Annotated in this window: 11 protein-coding genes and 15 tRNA genes; 20 read left to right on the top strand and 6 right to left on the bottom strand. The window is 49.8% G+C overall.

What is annotated here, in order from left to right; translation table 11 throughout:
• Positions 1–7 precede the first annotated feature (7 nt).
• From kdsA to hemA, 6 genes are all read right to left on the bottom strand, one after another.
• Positions 8–859 (bottom strand): 3-deoxy-8-phosphooctulonate synthase, encoded by an 852-nt coding sequence (kdsA, locus tag AC6R0R_RS03800; RefSeq protein WP_334551169.1) that lies wholly within the window; start codon positions 857–859, stop codon positions 8–10.
• Between the two features lie 78 nt (positions 860–937).
• Positions 938–1747 carry a SirB1 family protein gene (locus AC6R0R_RS03795; protein ID WP_500625739.1) on the bottom strand — a complete coding sequence of 270 codons (810 nt, stop codon included), beginning with the start codon at positions 1745–1747 and terminating at the stop codon, positions 938–940.
• Between the two features lie 57 nt (positions 1748–1804).
• A complete protein-coding gene (locus AC6R0R_RS03790) occupies positions 1805–2188 on the bottom strand; it encodes a SirB2 family protein (RefSeq protein ID WP_500625738.1) in 384 nt (127 codons plus the stop codon).
• A 23-nt stretch (positions 2189–2211) separates the two neighbouring features.
• Positions 2212–3069 carry a peptide chain release factor N(5)-glutamine methyltransferase gene (gene prmC / locus AC6R0R_RS03785; RefSeq protein WP_500625737.1) on the bottom strand — a complete coding sequence of 286 codons (858 nt, stop codon included), beginning with the start codon at positions 3067–3069 and terminating at the stop codon, positions 2212–2214.
• A gap of 37 nt (positions 3070–3106) precedes the next feature.
• Entirely contained in the window at positions 3107–4195 is a 1089-nt protein-coding gene (prfA, locus tag AC6R0R_RS03780) for a peptide chain release factor 1 (RefSeq protein WP_500625736.1), read from the bottom strand.
• 67 nt (positions 4196–4262) lie between these two features.
• Positions 4263–5519, bottom strand: coding sequence for a glutamyl-tRNA reductase (gene hemA / locus AC6R0R_RS03775; RefSeq protein ID WP_487903619.1), 1257 nt, complete (start codon positions 5517–5519; stop codon positions 4263–4265).
• 163 nt (positions 5520–5682) lie between these two features.
• Between hemA and lolB the strand changes: the two genes are divergently transcribed.
• The 20 genes from lolB (at position 5683) to AC6R0R_RS03675 (ending at position 12078) form a co-directional block, all read left to right on the top strand.
• Complete coding sequence (gene lolB / locus AC6R0R_RS03770; RefSeq protein WP_334551489.1) at positions 5683–6294, top strand: lipoprotein insertase outer membrane protein LolB; 612 nt, start codon at positions 5683–5685, stop codon at positions 6292–6294.
• Entirely contained in the window at positions 6294–7166 is an 873-nt protein-coding gene (gene ispE, locus AC6R0R_RS03765) for a 4-(cytidine 5'-diphospho)-2-C-methyl-D-erythritol kinase (protein ID WP_500625735.1), read from the top strand. The genes lolB and ispE overlap by 1 nt, the downstream gene beginning before the upstream one ends.
• 28 nt (positions 7167–7194) lie before the next feature.
• Positions 7195–8139 (top strand): ribose-phosphate pyrophosphokinase, encoded by a 945-nt coding sequence (locus AC6R0R_RS03760; RefSeq protein WP_038133791.1) that lies wholly within the window; start codon positions 7195–7197, stop codon positions 8137–8139.
• A gap of 110 nt (positions 8140–8249) precedes the next feature.
• The gene (gene pth / locus AC6R0R_RS03755) at positions 8250–8840 is read left to right on the top strand and encodes an aminoacyl-tRNA hydrolase (RefSeq protein WP_334551178.1); all 591 of its coding nucleotides are present in this window, start codon (positions 8250–8252) and stop codon (positions 8838–8840) included.
• Between the two features lie 10 nt (positions 8841–8850).
• Positions 8851–9942: a redox-regulated ATPase YchF gene (gene ychF, locus AC6R0R_RS03750; RefSeq protein ID WP_334551179.1), complete on the top strand. Its 1092-nt coding sequence runs from the start codon at positions 8851–8853 to the stop codon at positions 9940–9942.
• 275 nt (positions 9943–10217) lie between these two features.
• Positions 10218–10294 (top strand) — tRNA-Met (locus tag AC6R0R_RS03745).
• A gap of 65 nt (positions 10295–10359) precedes the next feature.
• A tRNA-Leu gene (locus AC6R0R_RS03740) sits at positions 10360–10444 on the top strand.
• A gap of 27 nt (positions 10445–10471) precedes the next feature.
• A tRNA-Gln gene (locus AC6R0R_RS03735) sits at positions 10472–10546 on the top strand.
• A 78-nt stretch (positions 10547–10624) separates the two neighbouring features.
• Positions 10625–10701: transfer RNA gene (locus tag AC6R0R_RS03730), tRNA-Met, on the top strand.
• Positions 10702–10757: 56 nt separating this feature from the next.
• Positions 10758–10842: transfer RNA gene (locus AC6R0R_RS03725), tRNA-Leu, on the top strand.
• A 29-nt stretch (positions 10843–10871) separates the two neighbouring features.
• Positions 10872–10956: transfer RNA gene (locus AC6R0R_RS03720), tRNA-Leu, on the top strand.
• A 25-nt stretch (positions 10957–10981) separates the two neighbouring features.
• A tRNA-Gln gene (locus tag AC6R0R_RS03715) sits at positions 10982–11056 on the top strand.
• A 74-nt stretch (positions 11057–11130) separates the two neighbouring features.
• A tRNA-Leu gene (locus tag AC6R0R_RS03710) sits at positions 11131–11215 on the top strand.
• A gap of 27 nt (positions 11216–11242) precedes the next feature.
• Positions 11243–11317, top strand: a tRNA-Gln gene (locus AC6R0R_RS03705).
• 66 nt (positions 11318–11383) lie between these two features.
• A tRNA-Leu gene (locus tag AC6R0R_RS03700) sits at positions 11384–11468 on the top strand.
• A 16-nt stretch (positions 11469–11484) separates the two neighbouring features.
• Positions 11485–11561 (top strand) — tRNA-Met (locus AC6R0R_RS03695).
• A 56-nt stretch (positions 11562–11617) separates the two neighbouring features.
• A tRNA-Leu gene (locus AC6R0R_RS03690) sits at positions 11618–11702 on the top strand.
• A gap of 29 nt (positions 11703–11731) precedes the next feature.
• A tRNA-Leu gene (locus AC6R0R_RS03685) sits at positions 11732–11816 on the top strand.
• A gap of 27 nt (positions 11817–11843) precedes the next feature.
• Positions 11844–11918 (top strand) — tRNA-Gln (locus AC6R0R_RS03680).
• 75 nt (positions 11919–11993) lie between these two features.
• Positions 11994–12078, top strand: a tRNA-Leu gene (locus AC6R0R_RS03675).
• The last annotated feature ends 14 nt before the right edge of the window (positions 12079–12092 follow it).

Raw genomic sequence — 12092 nt, 5'->3', positions numbered from 1 at the left:
CGACAGACTATTTAATGTCGATCGGCGCAAAACCCTTAATCAAATCATCAAGGGCTTTCATTTGCGCCAAGAAAGGCTCCAGTTTATCTAGCGGCAGTGCAGAAGGACCGTCGCAACGCGCCTTATCTGGATCAGGGTGAGCCTCGATAAACAAACCGGCGATACCGGTTGCAAGGCCGGCTTTCGCAAGCTCGACCGTTTGCTCACGACGACCACCAGATGCCGCGCCAGACGGGTCACGCATCTGTAATGAATGGGTCACATCGAAAATAATCGGGCTACCGTTGGAGGCTTTTTTCATAACGCCAAAGCCCAACATATCCACCACCAAGTTGTCGTAGCCATGGCAAGAGCCACGCTCACACAAAATCACCTGCTCATTGCCACACTCAGCAAATTTCTCGACGATATTGCCCACTTGACCTGGACTCATGAATTGCGGTTTCTTGACATTGATGACAGCGCCCGTTTTCGCCATCGCTTGCACGAGATCGGTTTGACGCGCAAGAAACGCAGGCAACTGAATAACATCAACCACATCGGCAACAGGCTGAGCTTGCGCTTCAGTGTGGACATCCGTGATAATTTTTACGCCAAATGTCTCTTTGAGTTCTTGGAAAATCTTCATGCCCTCTTCTAGACCTGGACCACGGTAAGAGTGTACCGAGCTTCGATTGGCCTTATCAAAAGAGGCTTTAAATACGTAAGGAATACCGAGTTTGTCAGTAACCTTCACGTAGTGCTCACAGATTTGCATCGCAAGATCGCGCGACTCGAGCACATTCATGCCCGCAAATAGGGTAAACGGCTTGTCGTTGGCAACGGGGATATCGCCAACCTGAACGATTTTCTGTTCCATTTTGTTCTCTCTTTATTTAGTCACTGCGCTTAACAACCACAGTGGTTTGTGTGCGTTGGCGGCAAACACCGCCTAGCGCTAGTGTAAAGTGACGCGCGTATCGCTCATCGCGTTGACTTGACTCTTGAGCAGCTCAGACGCAGGGTCATCAGGGCATTGGTCAATAAAATATTGATAATCATTGAGTGCAATTTGATGACAATCAAGCTGCTGATAGATAAAACCACGGTCGCGGATCTCATAAGGGTCATCCGGGACAAACGTCAGCGCCAAGTCGGTACATTTTAACGCTAAAGTGTAGCGCTCTTCACGCAGCAGCGCCGATTTAATCAATGCTAGCCAGCGACCAATCACGGTTGGATTGTCCGCTTCATTAAGGTGTTCAGATTTGAGTGTCGCGAGCGGACCGCTGTGCCCTATCAACCAAGCGCCCAACGTGTGCTCACACACGTACTCGCCGTTAAAAGGATTGATATAACGTGCCGGCTCACCAAACCACTCCAGTTTGAGCAAAAACTGGGTAGGAAACGTGACGGCCTTAAGAGGAAAGTCCAGTTGACGGCCAAGATAAAGCAGCAGCGAGCCTAAACTCACCGGAATCCCCTTGCGCCGCTTTAGCACTTTATCGACAAAAGCATTAGCGGAGTCGAAGTAGGCATCTTGATCACCGCGAAATCCCCACTCATGGTAGAAAAGTCGCAACAACGCATCAAAACGTTGCTTCTCATCATACTCGTGGCTTAGCGCCAGCTCAGCCTCTTTGACCAAACGAAGTAATTCTGCCTCTGCCCACGCCACTTGAGTGTCTGAATTGATGGCTTTATTCAATGCCAAAGCGCCTTCTACCAGCTCCATTGCATCAAAATCTTCGTCAAATAACTCCAGCATATCTCGCCTAACCACCTGTTTTGTTGTCTATCTTAGTGTTTTTCTCGTTCTGGTTGATTAACCAAAAAACATCGGCGTTTTGGTGACGGCGACTTTGCCCGCCATCGCCAACCACCCGAGCGCGCCAAAAAAGGAGAACGTGCGCAGCAGTTTGTTTCGGCCCAGTTTCAAGGCGAAAAAACCAAGGGCAATGTACGCCAGCACGCAGGTTAACTTTTCTGTTAACCATGGGGCCGCTGGTGTGAACGGAATGAAGCCCGTGATGACAATCAGATAAATACCTGACAACAGCAAGAAGGTGTCATTAATGTGAGGAAACACTTTGAGAAACTTGTTCTCGAGTAGCTTTGAGTTGGCCATCATCAGTGCAAATCGTACCGAAAGCAGCGTGGCGCTGATGGCAATGGTCAATAGGTGAAAATGCTTTAATCCTTCGTACATGTTCTCTTCTCTATTTTTTATCTCTATGAGTCAGCAACGTGGCAACCTATGGTTACTCGATCGTTACCGCCGTAATCCTTGAGGGTGTCGATTTGGCGATAGCCATTGGCTTGTAGAATCTCTCGCACCGCCTTACCTTGTTCAAACCCATGCTCAAACATCAACCAGCCATTCGGCAGCAAATACTCGCGCGCCGCTCTCGTGATCCATTTGATGTCTGCGAGGCCTTCATCCTCAGCCACTAGCGCACTCAAAGGCTCAAACCGCACATCACCTTGCGTCAAATGTGGGTCACTCTCTTCGATATAAGGCGGATTAGACACAATCAAAGCAAACTGCGTACCAGCTTCAATAGGTTCGAACCAACTGCCCGCTAAGAACGCAACATTGGTGATGCCAAGACGCTCTGCGTTGCGAGTGGCTAAGTCGCGTGCGTCATCCTTGAGGTCAACCCCGATTACCTTACGCTGAGGGCACTCACTGGCTAGCGCCAAGGCAATGGCGCCCGTTCCTGTGCCCAAGTCCAGAATCGGCCCTTCAATGTCTGGCGCTTTATCGAGCGCAATTTCGACTAAACGCTCAGTATCAGGCCGTGGGATCAAGGTCGATGGCGACACCAGTAGTGGCAGAGACCAAAACTCTCTTTCACCCAAAATATACGCCACAGGCTCTCCCGCGCAGCGGCGCACTAATAGTGCATCTAAAGCGGCAAGCTGCGCGTCGTCGAGTGTTTTTTCTGGCCAAGTGAACAAAAAGGAACGCGGTTTCTCCAACGCGTGGCAAAGCAGTACCGCCGCATCAAGCGCTGGCGACTCACTGCCGCTTTGCTCAAGTTGCTGCGTCGCTCGCGCAAGCGCTTGTTCCACCGTGGTGATCGTCATATCAAGCTCATCTCCATTCCGTAGTAACGGAATGCCATTAATGGTTTTCAGCTAATGCGGCTAACTGATCCGCTTGGTGCTCTTGGATCACTGGGTCAACCAAGCTCACCAAATCCCCTTCCATCACTTCGTTCAAACGGTAAATGGTCAGGTTAATACGGTGATCAGAAACGCGGCCTTGTGGATAGTTGTAGGTACGAATGCGATCGCTTCGATCCCCTGAACCCAACAGGTTGCGACGAGTGTCTGACACTTCAGCCGCACGTTTTGCCTCTTCCGCTTGAATGATGCGCGCCGCCAACACCGCCATCGCTTTCGCTTTGTTTTTGTGTTGAGAACGCTCGTCCTGACACTCGACTACCGTGCCTGTTGGTAAGTGGGTAATACGAATCGCCGAGTCCGTGGTGTTAACGTGCTGACCACCGGCACCTGACGCTCGGAAGGTATCAATTTTCAGATCTGTCGCTTTGATTTCAGGAATTTCCGCTTCTGGAATTTCCGCCATCACCGCGACGGTACATGCTGAGGTATGCACACGACCTTGCGACTCGGTTGCCGGTACGCGCTGCACGCGATGACCGCCTGACTCAAATTTCAAGATGCCGTAAGCGCCTTCACCGCTCACTTTGGCAATCATCTCTTTGTAACCACCATGCTCGGCTTCACTGGCAGACATCACTTCGATGCGCCAACCTTTCTTTTCAGCAAATTTGCTGTACATACGGAACAGATCACCAGCAAAAATGCCCGCTTCGTCACCGCCCGCACCCGCACGAATCTCAAGGAAACAGTTGCGATCGTCATTAGGATCTTTTGGCAGCAGTAAAATCTGAAGCTCCGCTTCCAGACGCTCAATCGCGTCTTTGGCCGCTGAAATCTCTTCTTGCGCCATTTCACGCATCTCTTCGTCGTCTTCATTGGCCATATCTTGCGCCGCGACTAAGTCTTCTTGAGCTTGTTGGTAAGCTTGGAAACACTGAGTGACTTCTTCAAGTTGCGAGTACTCTTTAGACAGAGCACGGAATTTATCTTGGTTACCGATCACATCCGGATCGCCAAGTAAGTGTTGAACTTCTTCGTAACGTTCAACCAGTGTTTCTAGCTTAGTTAGAATCGAGGGTTTCATACTGTATTTCTCAAGATAGGGTAAGTGGGCACAATCAATAACGTACGGGCACGGCAAAGTGAATCCGCTAGTTATCGTCTAGGCCTAAACTTTGTCTAATGATAGCAAGCTTTGCAGGCTCGCCCTGCTCCGCAGCACTTTGCATGGCGCGCGTCGGAGCGTGAATCAATCGGTTGGTCAACTTGTTGCTGAGTTCATGGAGCAGTTTTTCAGGATCGGCACCGGTTGCCAGTGCTTGTAAGCTTTTCGCCAACAACTCTTCACGAATGGCGTTCGCGCTGCGGCGATAATCGCGGATGCTATCTACCGCCTGCAACGAGCGCAGTGAAGACATAAACGCCGCGCTCTCTTCGCTAACAATCGCTTCGGCTTGAATGGCTTCCACTTTGCGCTGCTCGATGTTGCTGTCTATGATCGACTGCAAATCATCGACGGTGTAAAGGTACACATCGCTCAAATCGCCGACCTGAGATTCAACATCACGCGGTACGGCGATATCAACAAACAACATAGGACGGTGACGTCTTGCCTTAATGGCACTTTCCACCATGCCTTTGCCGATAATCGGTAGCGGACTAGCCGTCGAGCTGATCACGATGTCGGCTCGGCCAAGATGCTCTGGAATTTCCGGCAAACTGATGATCTCAGCGCCAAACTCGCGCGCCAGTGGCAATGCCCGCTCTCGGGTGCGGTTAGCCACGATCATCTTTTTGCAGCCATTGGCAGAGAGGTGTTTAGCGACCAGTTCAATCGTCTCGCCAGCGCCCACCAACAGCACGGTGGAGGCTTCAAGCGATTCAAAAATGTGCTTCGCCAACGTACAAGCGGCGTAGGCAACCGAGACCGCTTGGCCGCCGATGTCCGTTTCTGTGCGCACGCGCTTGGCAACGGAAAAGGTTTTTTGAAACAGCTTCTCCATCGCGCTGTCCACCGAGCGGTGTTCACGCGAATCGGCATACGCTTGTTTCACCTGACCTAGAATTTGCGGCTCGCCCAAAACAAGCGAGTCTAACCCGCACGAAACACGCATCAGGTGCTTAATAGCGGCCTGCTCTTCATGGATGTATAAGCTGGGCTTTAACTCTTCAGGGCTGACCTGATGAAACTGAGATAACCACTCGATAAGCTTGCTTTTACCGGAGGGTTTGACATCGCAGTAGACTTCCGTTCGGTTACAGGTTGAGACAATCACGCTGCCATTGACGGCGGCATTGTCGCTCAGTTGCTTGAGTGCTTCAGGCAGCTTTTCCGGTCCAAAGGCAACTTTTTCGCGCAGTTCCACTGAGGCCGTGTTGTGATTGATACCTATAGCAAGCAAAGACATGTATTCGAAGGTTCTCTGAATCAGGCAGTTAACAAATGAGGACGGAATTTTACTTTATGCCCCAAGTTAATGAAAGGGCATTGAGGATATGTTTTCATGAGTTCGTGATATCAATGATATAGTGATGCCCATGGCAGCAGAAGAAACGGACAAATTATCAGCAATGACGCTCTATTTGCGACCCCTTATCCTTGCGCTTATGACGCTCGTGTTACTTAATGGCTGTGCGACGATGGAAAGCACCACCAACGTGCAGTGGCAAACTCATCAACAACAGCTTGCGGCCATCGAGCAATACCGAGCCAATGGCAAGCTGGGCTATATCGCTCCAGACCAAAGACAATCACTCAATTTCCAGTGGCACCATGCGAGTGAATCGAACCGCCTGAGGCTGACCACCTTTCTTGGCCAAACCGTGTTACTGCTAGAAGACACGCCCACCATGGCCAAAGTGGAGACCATGGATGAGCAAACTTTTCAAGCGCCGAGTGCTCAAACTCTGATTGAACACTTAACGGGTCTGTCGATTCCCGTTGATTATCTCCATGACTGGCTATTGGGCCGCCCTACGCAAGCCGACGATTACACACTCAACCCGACCAACACGCTCGCTACCTTAACCAAAACGGTCAGCGGCCAAACCTGGCAGTTGGAATACCAACGGTATCAAGATGTGCTCGTCGCTGGGCTACCCACACCGTTACCACAACGCATTGCCCTTCGCCAAGGTGACACGACCATCAACATCATTATTTCGACCTGGACACTGAACTGATGATTACCCAAACCACCACATGGCCCTCACCGGCCAAACTGAATCTCTTTCTCTACATCACAGGCCGACGAGCCAATGGCTACCATGAACTGCAGACGCTGTTTCAATTCCTTGCTTATGGCGATGAGTTAACCATCACCGCCAATCACAGTGGAAACATTACGCTCTCACCTGCTATCGAGGGCGTTGCGCTAGAAGACAATTTGATCTGGAAAGCGGCAATGGCACTGAAAAGTGCGAGTCAATGTCCACTCGGCGCTCATATTGAACTCAACAAAATTTTACCTATGGGCGGTGGTATTGGCGGCGGTTCCTCCAACGCAGCAACAACGCTTGTCGCGCTCAATCACTTATGGCGAACCGAACTGAGCGATGATGCTCTCGCCGAGATTGGATTGGCTCTAGGAGCAGATGTCCCGGTGTTCACCCGAGGTTTTGCCGCCTTTGCTGAGGGTGTGGGTGAGCAGCTGACGCCGGCATCGCCAGAGGAAAAGTGGTACTTAGTTATCAAACCCTCTATGAGCATTGCGACGGTGGATATATTCACCCATCCAGATTTGTGCAGAAATTCGCCAAAGCGAGCGCTGACAACCCTTCTCGCCGATCCTTACGGAAACGATTGCGAAAAAATTGTTCGAATGCTTTACCCAGAGGTTGATAAGCAACTTTCATGGCTGCTACAATATGCGCCGTCAAGATTGACCGGGACTGGATCGTGCATTTTTGCCGAATTTTCGAGTAAAAATGCGGCACAATCTGTCTTCGAAAAATTACCTGACGCCGTCTCGGCTTTTGTAGCCCAAGGGAAAAACATTTCGCCTTTACACGAGACTTTGGCTAAGTATCGCTTAGCCCACACACAATCTATCTAAAACTGGACGCAACCCTGAGGTTTCCACCGTGCCTGATATGAAGCTATTTGCTGGTAACGCTACACCTGAACTAGCCCAACGTATTGCTGATCGTCTATACATCTCCCTTGGTGACGCAACTGTTTCTCGTTTTTCTGATGGCGAAGTCGCTGTACAAATCAACGAAAACGTTCGTGGTAGCGATGTTTTCATCATCCAATCTACCTGCGCACCGACCAACGACAACCTAATGGAACTTGTAGTGATGATTGACGCAATGCGCCGCGCTTCAGCGGGCCGTATTACTGCAGTTATCCCTTATTTTGGGTACGCTCGCCAAGACCGTCGCGTACGTTCTGCTCGCGTGCCAATTACGGCAAAAGTTGTTGCTGACTTCCTGTCCAACGTCGGTGTTGACCGCGTTCTAACTATCGACCTACATGCAGAGCAAATCCAAGGCTTCTTCGATGTTCCTGTTGATAATATCTTCGGTACACCTGTACTGCTTGAAGACATGCAGGCTCGCGGCCTAGAGAACCCTGTCGTGGTTTCTCCAGACCTTGGCGGTGTTGTTCGCGCTCGCGCGACAGCAAAAGCACTGGGTGATATCGATATTGCTATCGTTGACAAGCGTCGTCCGCGTGCCAACGTCTCTGAAGTGATGAACCTGATCGGTGATGTAGAAGGTCGCGACTGCGTGATCGTCGATGACATGATCGATACAGGCGGCACACTGTGTAAAGCAGCAGAAGCGCTAAAAGAGCGCGGCGCGAAACGTGTCTTTGCTTACGCGACACACGCCGTTTTCTCTGGTAACGCAGCACAAAACATTGGTAACTCAGTGCTAGACCAAGTGATCGTTACCGACTCGATCACGCTACCTAAAGAAATGGAAGCGACCGGTAAAGTGACCTGCCTAAGCCTTTCTCGCATGCTGGCTGAAGCGATTCGCCGCATCAGCAATGAAGAGTCTATCTCAGCGATGTTCAACTAATATCGACCCTAGCACCGATGTAAAAACACCCTACGGGGTGTTTTTTTATTGCGGCGATAAAATTGTGCTATCATACTGCGCTTTTTGAGATTGCAAGAGAGATCCTAACCTTGACTCAACCGATCAAACTTCTTGTCGGCCTAGCCAATCCTGGGCCTGAATACGCCAAAACTCGCCATAATGCAGGCGCATGGGTGGTAGAAGAACTCGCACGTATCCACACGGTCACCTTGAAGAACGAACCGAAATTCTTCGGTATGACCGGGCGCATACTGATCAATGGTCAAGATCTCCGCCTGCTGATCCCCACCACTTTTATGAATCTCTCCGGCAAAGCGGTCGCCGCTATGGCAAAGTTTTACCAAATTAAACCGGAAGAGATCATGGTGGCACACGATGAGCTCGACTTGCCACCGGGTGTAGCCAAGTTTAAAAAAGGCGGTGGGCACGGTGGACACAACGGCCTGCGTGACACCATTAGCAAGCTTGGCAATAACAAAGATTTCTATCGCCTCAGGATTGGCATTGGTCACCCTGGGCACAAAGACAAAGTCGCTGGTTTTGTCCTTGGCAAAGCACCAGCAAAAGAGCAAGAACTGCTCGATGCAGCCGCCGATGAATCGGTCCGCTGTTTAGACATCCTTTTAAAAGATGGCTTAGCGAAAGCTCAAAACCGTCTACACACGTTCAAAGCTGAATAAGGTTACTATCATGGGTTTTAAATGTGGCATCGTTGGTCTCCCTAACGTAGGTAAATCAACTCTGTTTAACGCACTGACTAAAGCGGGTATTGAAGCAGCCAACTTCCCGTTCTGTACCATTGAACCAAACACAGGTGTGGTACCTGTGCCTGATCTTCGTCTTGATGCACTGGCAAAGATCGTTAACCCACAAAGAATACTTCCAACCACGATGGAGTTTGTTGATATCGCAGGCTTGGTTGCAGGCGCGTCTCGCGGTGAAGGTCTAGGAAATAAATTCCTTGCCAATATCCGTGAAACCGATGCCATTGGCCATGTGGTTCGCTGTTTTGAAAATGAAAACATCGTTCACGTTGCGGGTAAAGTGTCTCCAATCGAAGATATCGAAGTCATTAACCTTGAACTGGCGATGGCGGACTTAGACTCATGTGAGCGCGCCATTCAACGTAACGCTAAAAAAGCCAAAGGCGGCGACAAAGACGCGAAATTCGAATTGACCGTCCTAGAGAAGCTACTCCCAGTACTGACCGAAGGTGGTATGGCGCGTACCGTTGAGTTGTCGAAAGAAGAGTTGGATGCCATTGGTTACCTCAACTTCCTAACGCTCAAGCCAACCATGTATATTGCGAACGTCAACGAAGACGGATTTGAGGACAACCCGTACCTGGATGCGGTACGTGAGTACGCAGAAAAAGAAAACAACGTGGTTGTGGCCGTCTGCGCAGCGATCGAATCTGAGCTTTCTGAGCTCGACGACGAAGATCGTGAAGAGTTCTTGGCGGATATGGGCATTGAAGAACCGGGGCTAAACCGTGTTATCCGCTCTGGTTACGAGCTTTTGACCCTACACACCTACTTCACCGCAGGTGTCAAAGAGGTACGTGCTTGGACTATCCCTGTCGGTGCAACCGCTCCACAAGCAGCAGGTAAGATCCACACGGATTTTGAAAAAGGCTTTATCCGCGCAGAAGTTGTCGGCTATGACGACTACATCCAGTTCAACGGTGAAAGCGGTGCAAAAGAGGCCGGTAAGTGGCGTCTAGAAGGTAAAGACTACATCGTCAAAGATGGTGACGTTATCCACTTCCGCTTTAACGTATAAAATTGCGCAAGTGATTGACTTAAAAAGCCAGCAACTCTGCTGGCTTTGTTGTTTTCTCCCCCAGCAAGCCTAAGTTAAGTAAAGAGATTGACGCCAAAATGTTACCTGTTTTTGCCTGTTTACACGCCTCTTTGTTTAAAAAGGAATCGAACAGCTGGTTTATCCGGATTTATTCAAAAAAACTGTTGACGCCTCTGCCTCAACTTCGCATAATGCGCGCCGTTCCCGACAATAAGGCATATCGTTTTTAAACGAAGCCGAAAGGGACACAGAGTGGCTACGTAGCTCAGCTGGTTAGAGCACATCACTCATAATGATGGGGTCACAGGTTCGAATCCCGTCGTAGCCACCATACATTTTGTTTCTAGTGATGATACATGACTGGAAACCTCTAGAGCTAACTCTAGAAAGAATAATGCGGAAGTGGCGGAATTGGTAGACGCACCAGATTTAGGTTCTGGCGCCGCAAGGTGTGAGAGTTCAAGTCTCTCCTTCCGCACCATTATTCGATAGCATCGCTATCATCTGCAGGTCTATCGCCAAGCGGTAAGGCAGCGGCTTTTGATGCCGCCATTCCCTGGTTCGAATCCAGGTAGACCTGCCATTTTTACATAGCTGAGCCTTTTATTATAAAGGGCTTGTCTATCAGAGCGTGAGGGTTTATATTGTCTCGCTCACGAGTGGCTACGTAGCTCAGCTGGTTAGAGCACATCACTCATAATGATGGGGTCACAGGTTCGAATCCCGTCGTAGCCACCATTAAATTAACACCACTGATTTTTACCAATTGATCGGTTGTGTACAGAGTTCAAGACGCGGAAGTGGCGGAATTGGTAGACGCACCAGATTTAGGTTCTGGCGCCGCAAGGTGTGAGAGTTCAAGTCTCTCCTTCCGCACCATCTTGATAAACAACTCTAAATTTGATTATGCGGAAATGGCGGAATTGGTAGACGCACCAGATTTAGGTTCTGGCGCCGCAAGGTGTGAGAGTTCAAGTCTCTCTTTCCGCACCAGTATTCAGATTCATAAGAATCTTGTAGGGCTATCGCCAAGCGGTAAGGCAGCGGCTTTTGATGCCGCCATTCCCTGGTTCGAATCCAGGTAGCCCTGCCATATTTTTTTTTAGTCTCGCCAGACTGAAAACCGCTGAACTTACTCCTTGTTTGATAAGTTGAGCACTATGATTCGCGGAAGTGGCGGAATTGGTAGACGCACCAGATTTAGGTTCTGGCGCCGCAAGGTGTGAGAGTTCAAGTCTCTCCTTCCGCACCATCATTCGATAGCATCGCTATCACCTGCAGGTCTATCGCCAAGCGGTAAGGCAGCGGCTTTTGATGCCGCCATTCCCTGGTTCGAATCCAGGTAGACCTGCCATTATTTCTTGTGATGAGTTTTCTCATTACAAGCGTCTAGAAAGACCTTCTAGGCACCATTAAGTATGCGGAAGTGGCGGAATTGGTAGACGCACCAGATTTAGGTTCTGGCGCCGCAAGGTGTGAGAGTTCAAGTCTCTCCTTCCGCACCATACTTAATTCAGGTTTGGCTACGTAGCTCAGCTGGTTAGAGCACATCACTCATAATGATGGGGTCACAGGTTCGAATCCCGTCGTAGCCACCATTAAATCAACACTACTGATTTTTACCAATTGATCGGTTGTGTACAGAGTTCAAGACGCGGAAGTGGCGGAATTGGTAGACGCACCAGATTTAGGTTCTGGCGCCGCAAGGTGTGAGAGTTCAAGTCTCTCCTTCCGCACCATCTTGATAAATAACTCTGAATTTGATTATGCGGAAATGGCGGAATTGGTAGACGCACCAGATTTAGGTTCTGGCGCCGCAAGGTGTGAGAGTTCAAGTCTCTCTTTCCGCACCATCATTCGATAGCATCGCTATCATCTGCAGGTCTATCGCCAAGCGGTAAGGCAGCGGCTTTTGATGCCGCCATTCCCTGGTTCGAATCCAGGTAGACCTGCCATATTTTGTTTTTAGTCTCGCCAGACTGAAAACCGCTGAACTTACTCCTTGTTTGATAAGTTGAGCATTATGATTCGCGGAAGTGGCGGAATTGGTAGACGCACCAGATTTAGGTTCTGGCGCCGCAAGGTGTGAGAGTTCAAGTCTCTCCTTCCGCACCATCATTCGATAGCAT

It is taken from the genome of Vibrio sp. R12-SW3-ISO1 (assembly GCF_059834005.1).
This window is presented reverse-complemented; position numbering and strand designations above follow the sequence as displayed.

Excerpts from the sequence above, each read along its gene's own strand:
- AC6R0R_RS03795 (WP_500625739.1), bottom strand. The coding sequence starts at position 1,747 with ATGCTGGAGTTATTTGACGAAGATTTTGATGCAATGGAGCTGGTAGAA.
- ychF (WP_334551179.1), top strand. The coding sequence starts at position 8,851 with ATGGGTTTTAAATGTGGCATCGTTGGTCTCCCTAACGTAGGTAAATCA.
- kdsA (WP_334551169.1), bottom strand. The coding sequence starts at position 859 with ATGGAACAGAAAATCGTTCAGGTTGGCGATATCCCCGTTGCCAACGAC.
- lolB (WP_334551489.1), top strand. The coding sequence starts at position 5,683 with ATGACGCTCTATTTGCGACCCCTTATCCTTGCGCTTATGACGCTCGTG.
- ispE (WP_500625735.1), top strand. The coding sequence starts at position 6,294 with ATGATTACCCAAACCACCACATGGCCCTCACCGGCCAAACTGAATCTC.
- hemA (WP_487903619.1), bottom strand. The coding sequence starts at position 5,519 with ATGTCTTTGCTTGCTATAGGTATCAATCACAACACGGCCTCAGTGGAA.
- AC6R0R_RS03790 (WP_500625738.1), bottom strand. The coding sequence starts at position 2,188 with ATGTACGAAGGATTAAAGCATTTTCACCTATTGACCATTGCCATCAGC.
- prfA (WP_500625736.1), bottom strand. The coding sequence starts at position 4,195 with ATGAAACCCTCGATTCTAACTAAGCTAGAAACACTGGTTGAACGTTAC.
- prmC (WP_500625737.1), bottom strand. The coding sequence starts at position 3,069 with ATGACGATCACCACGGTGGAACAAGCGCTTGCGCGAGCGACGCAGCAA.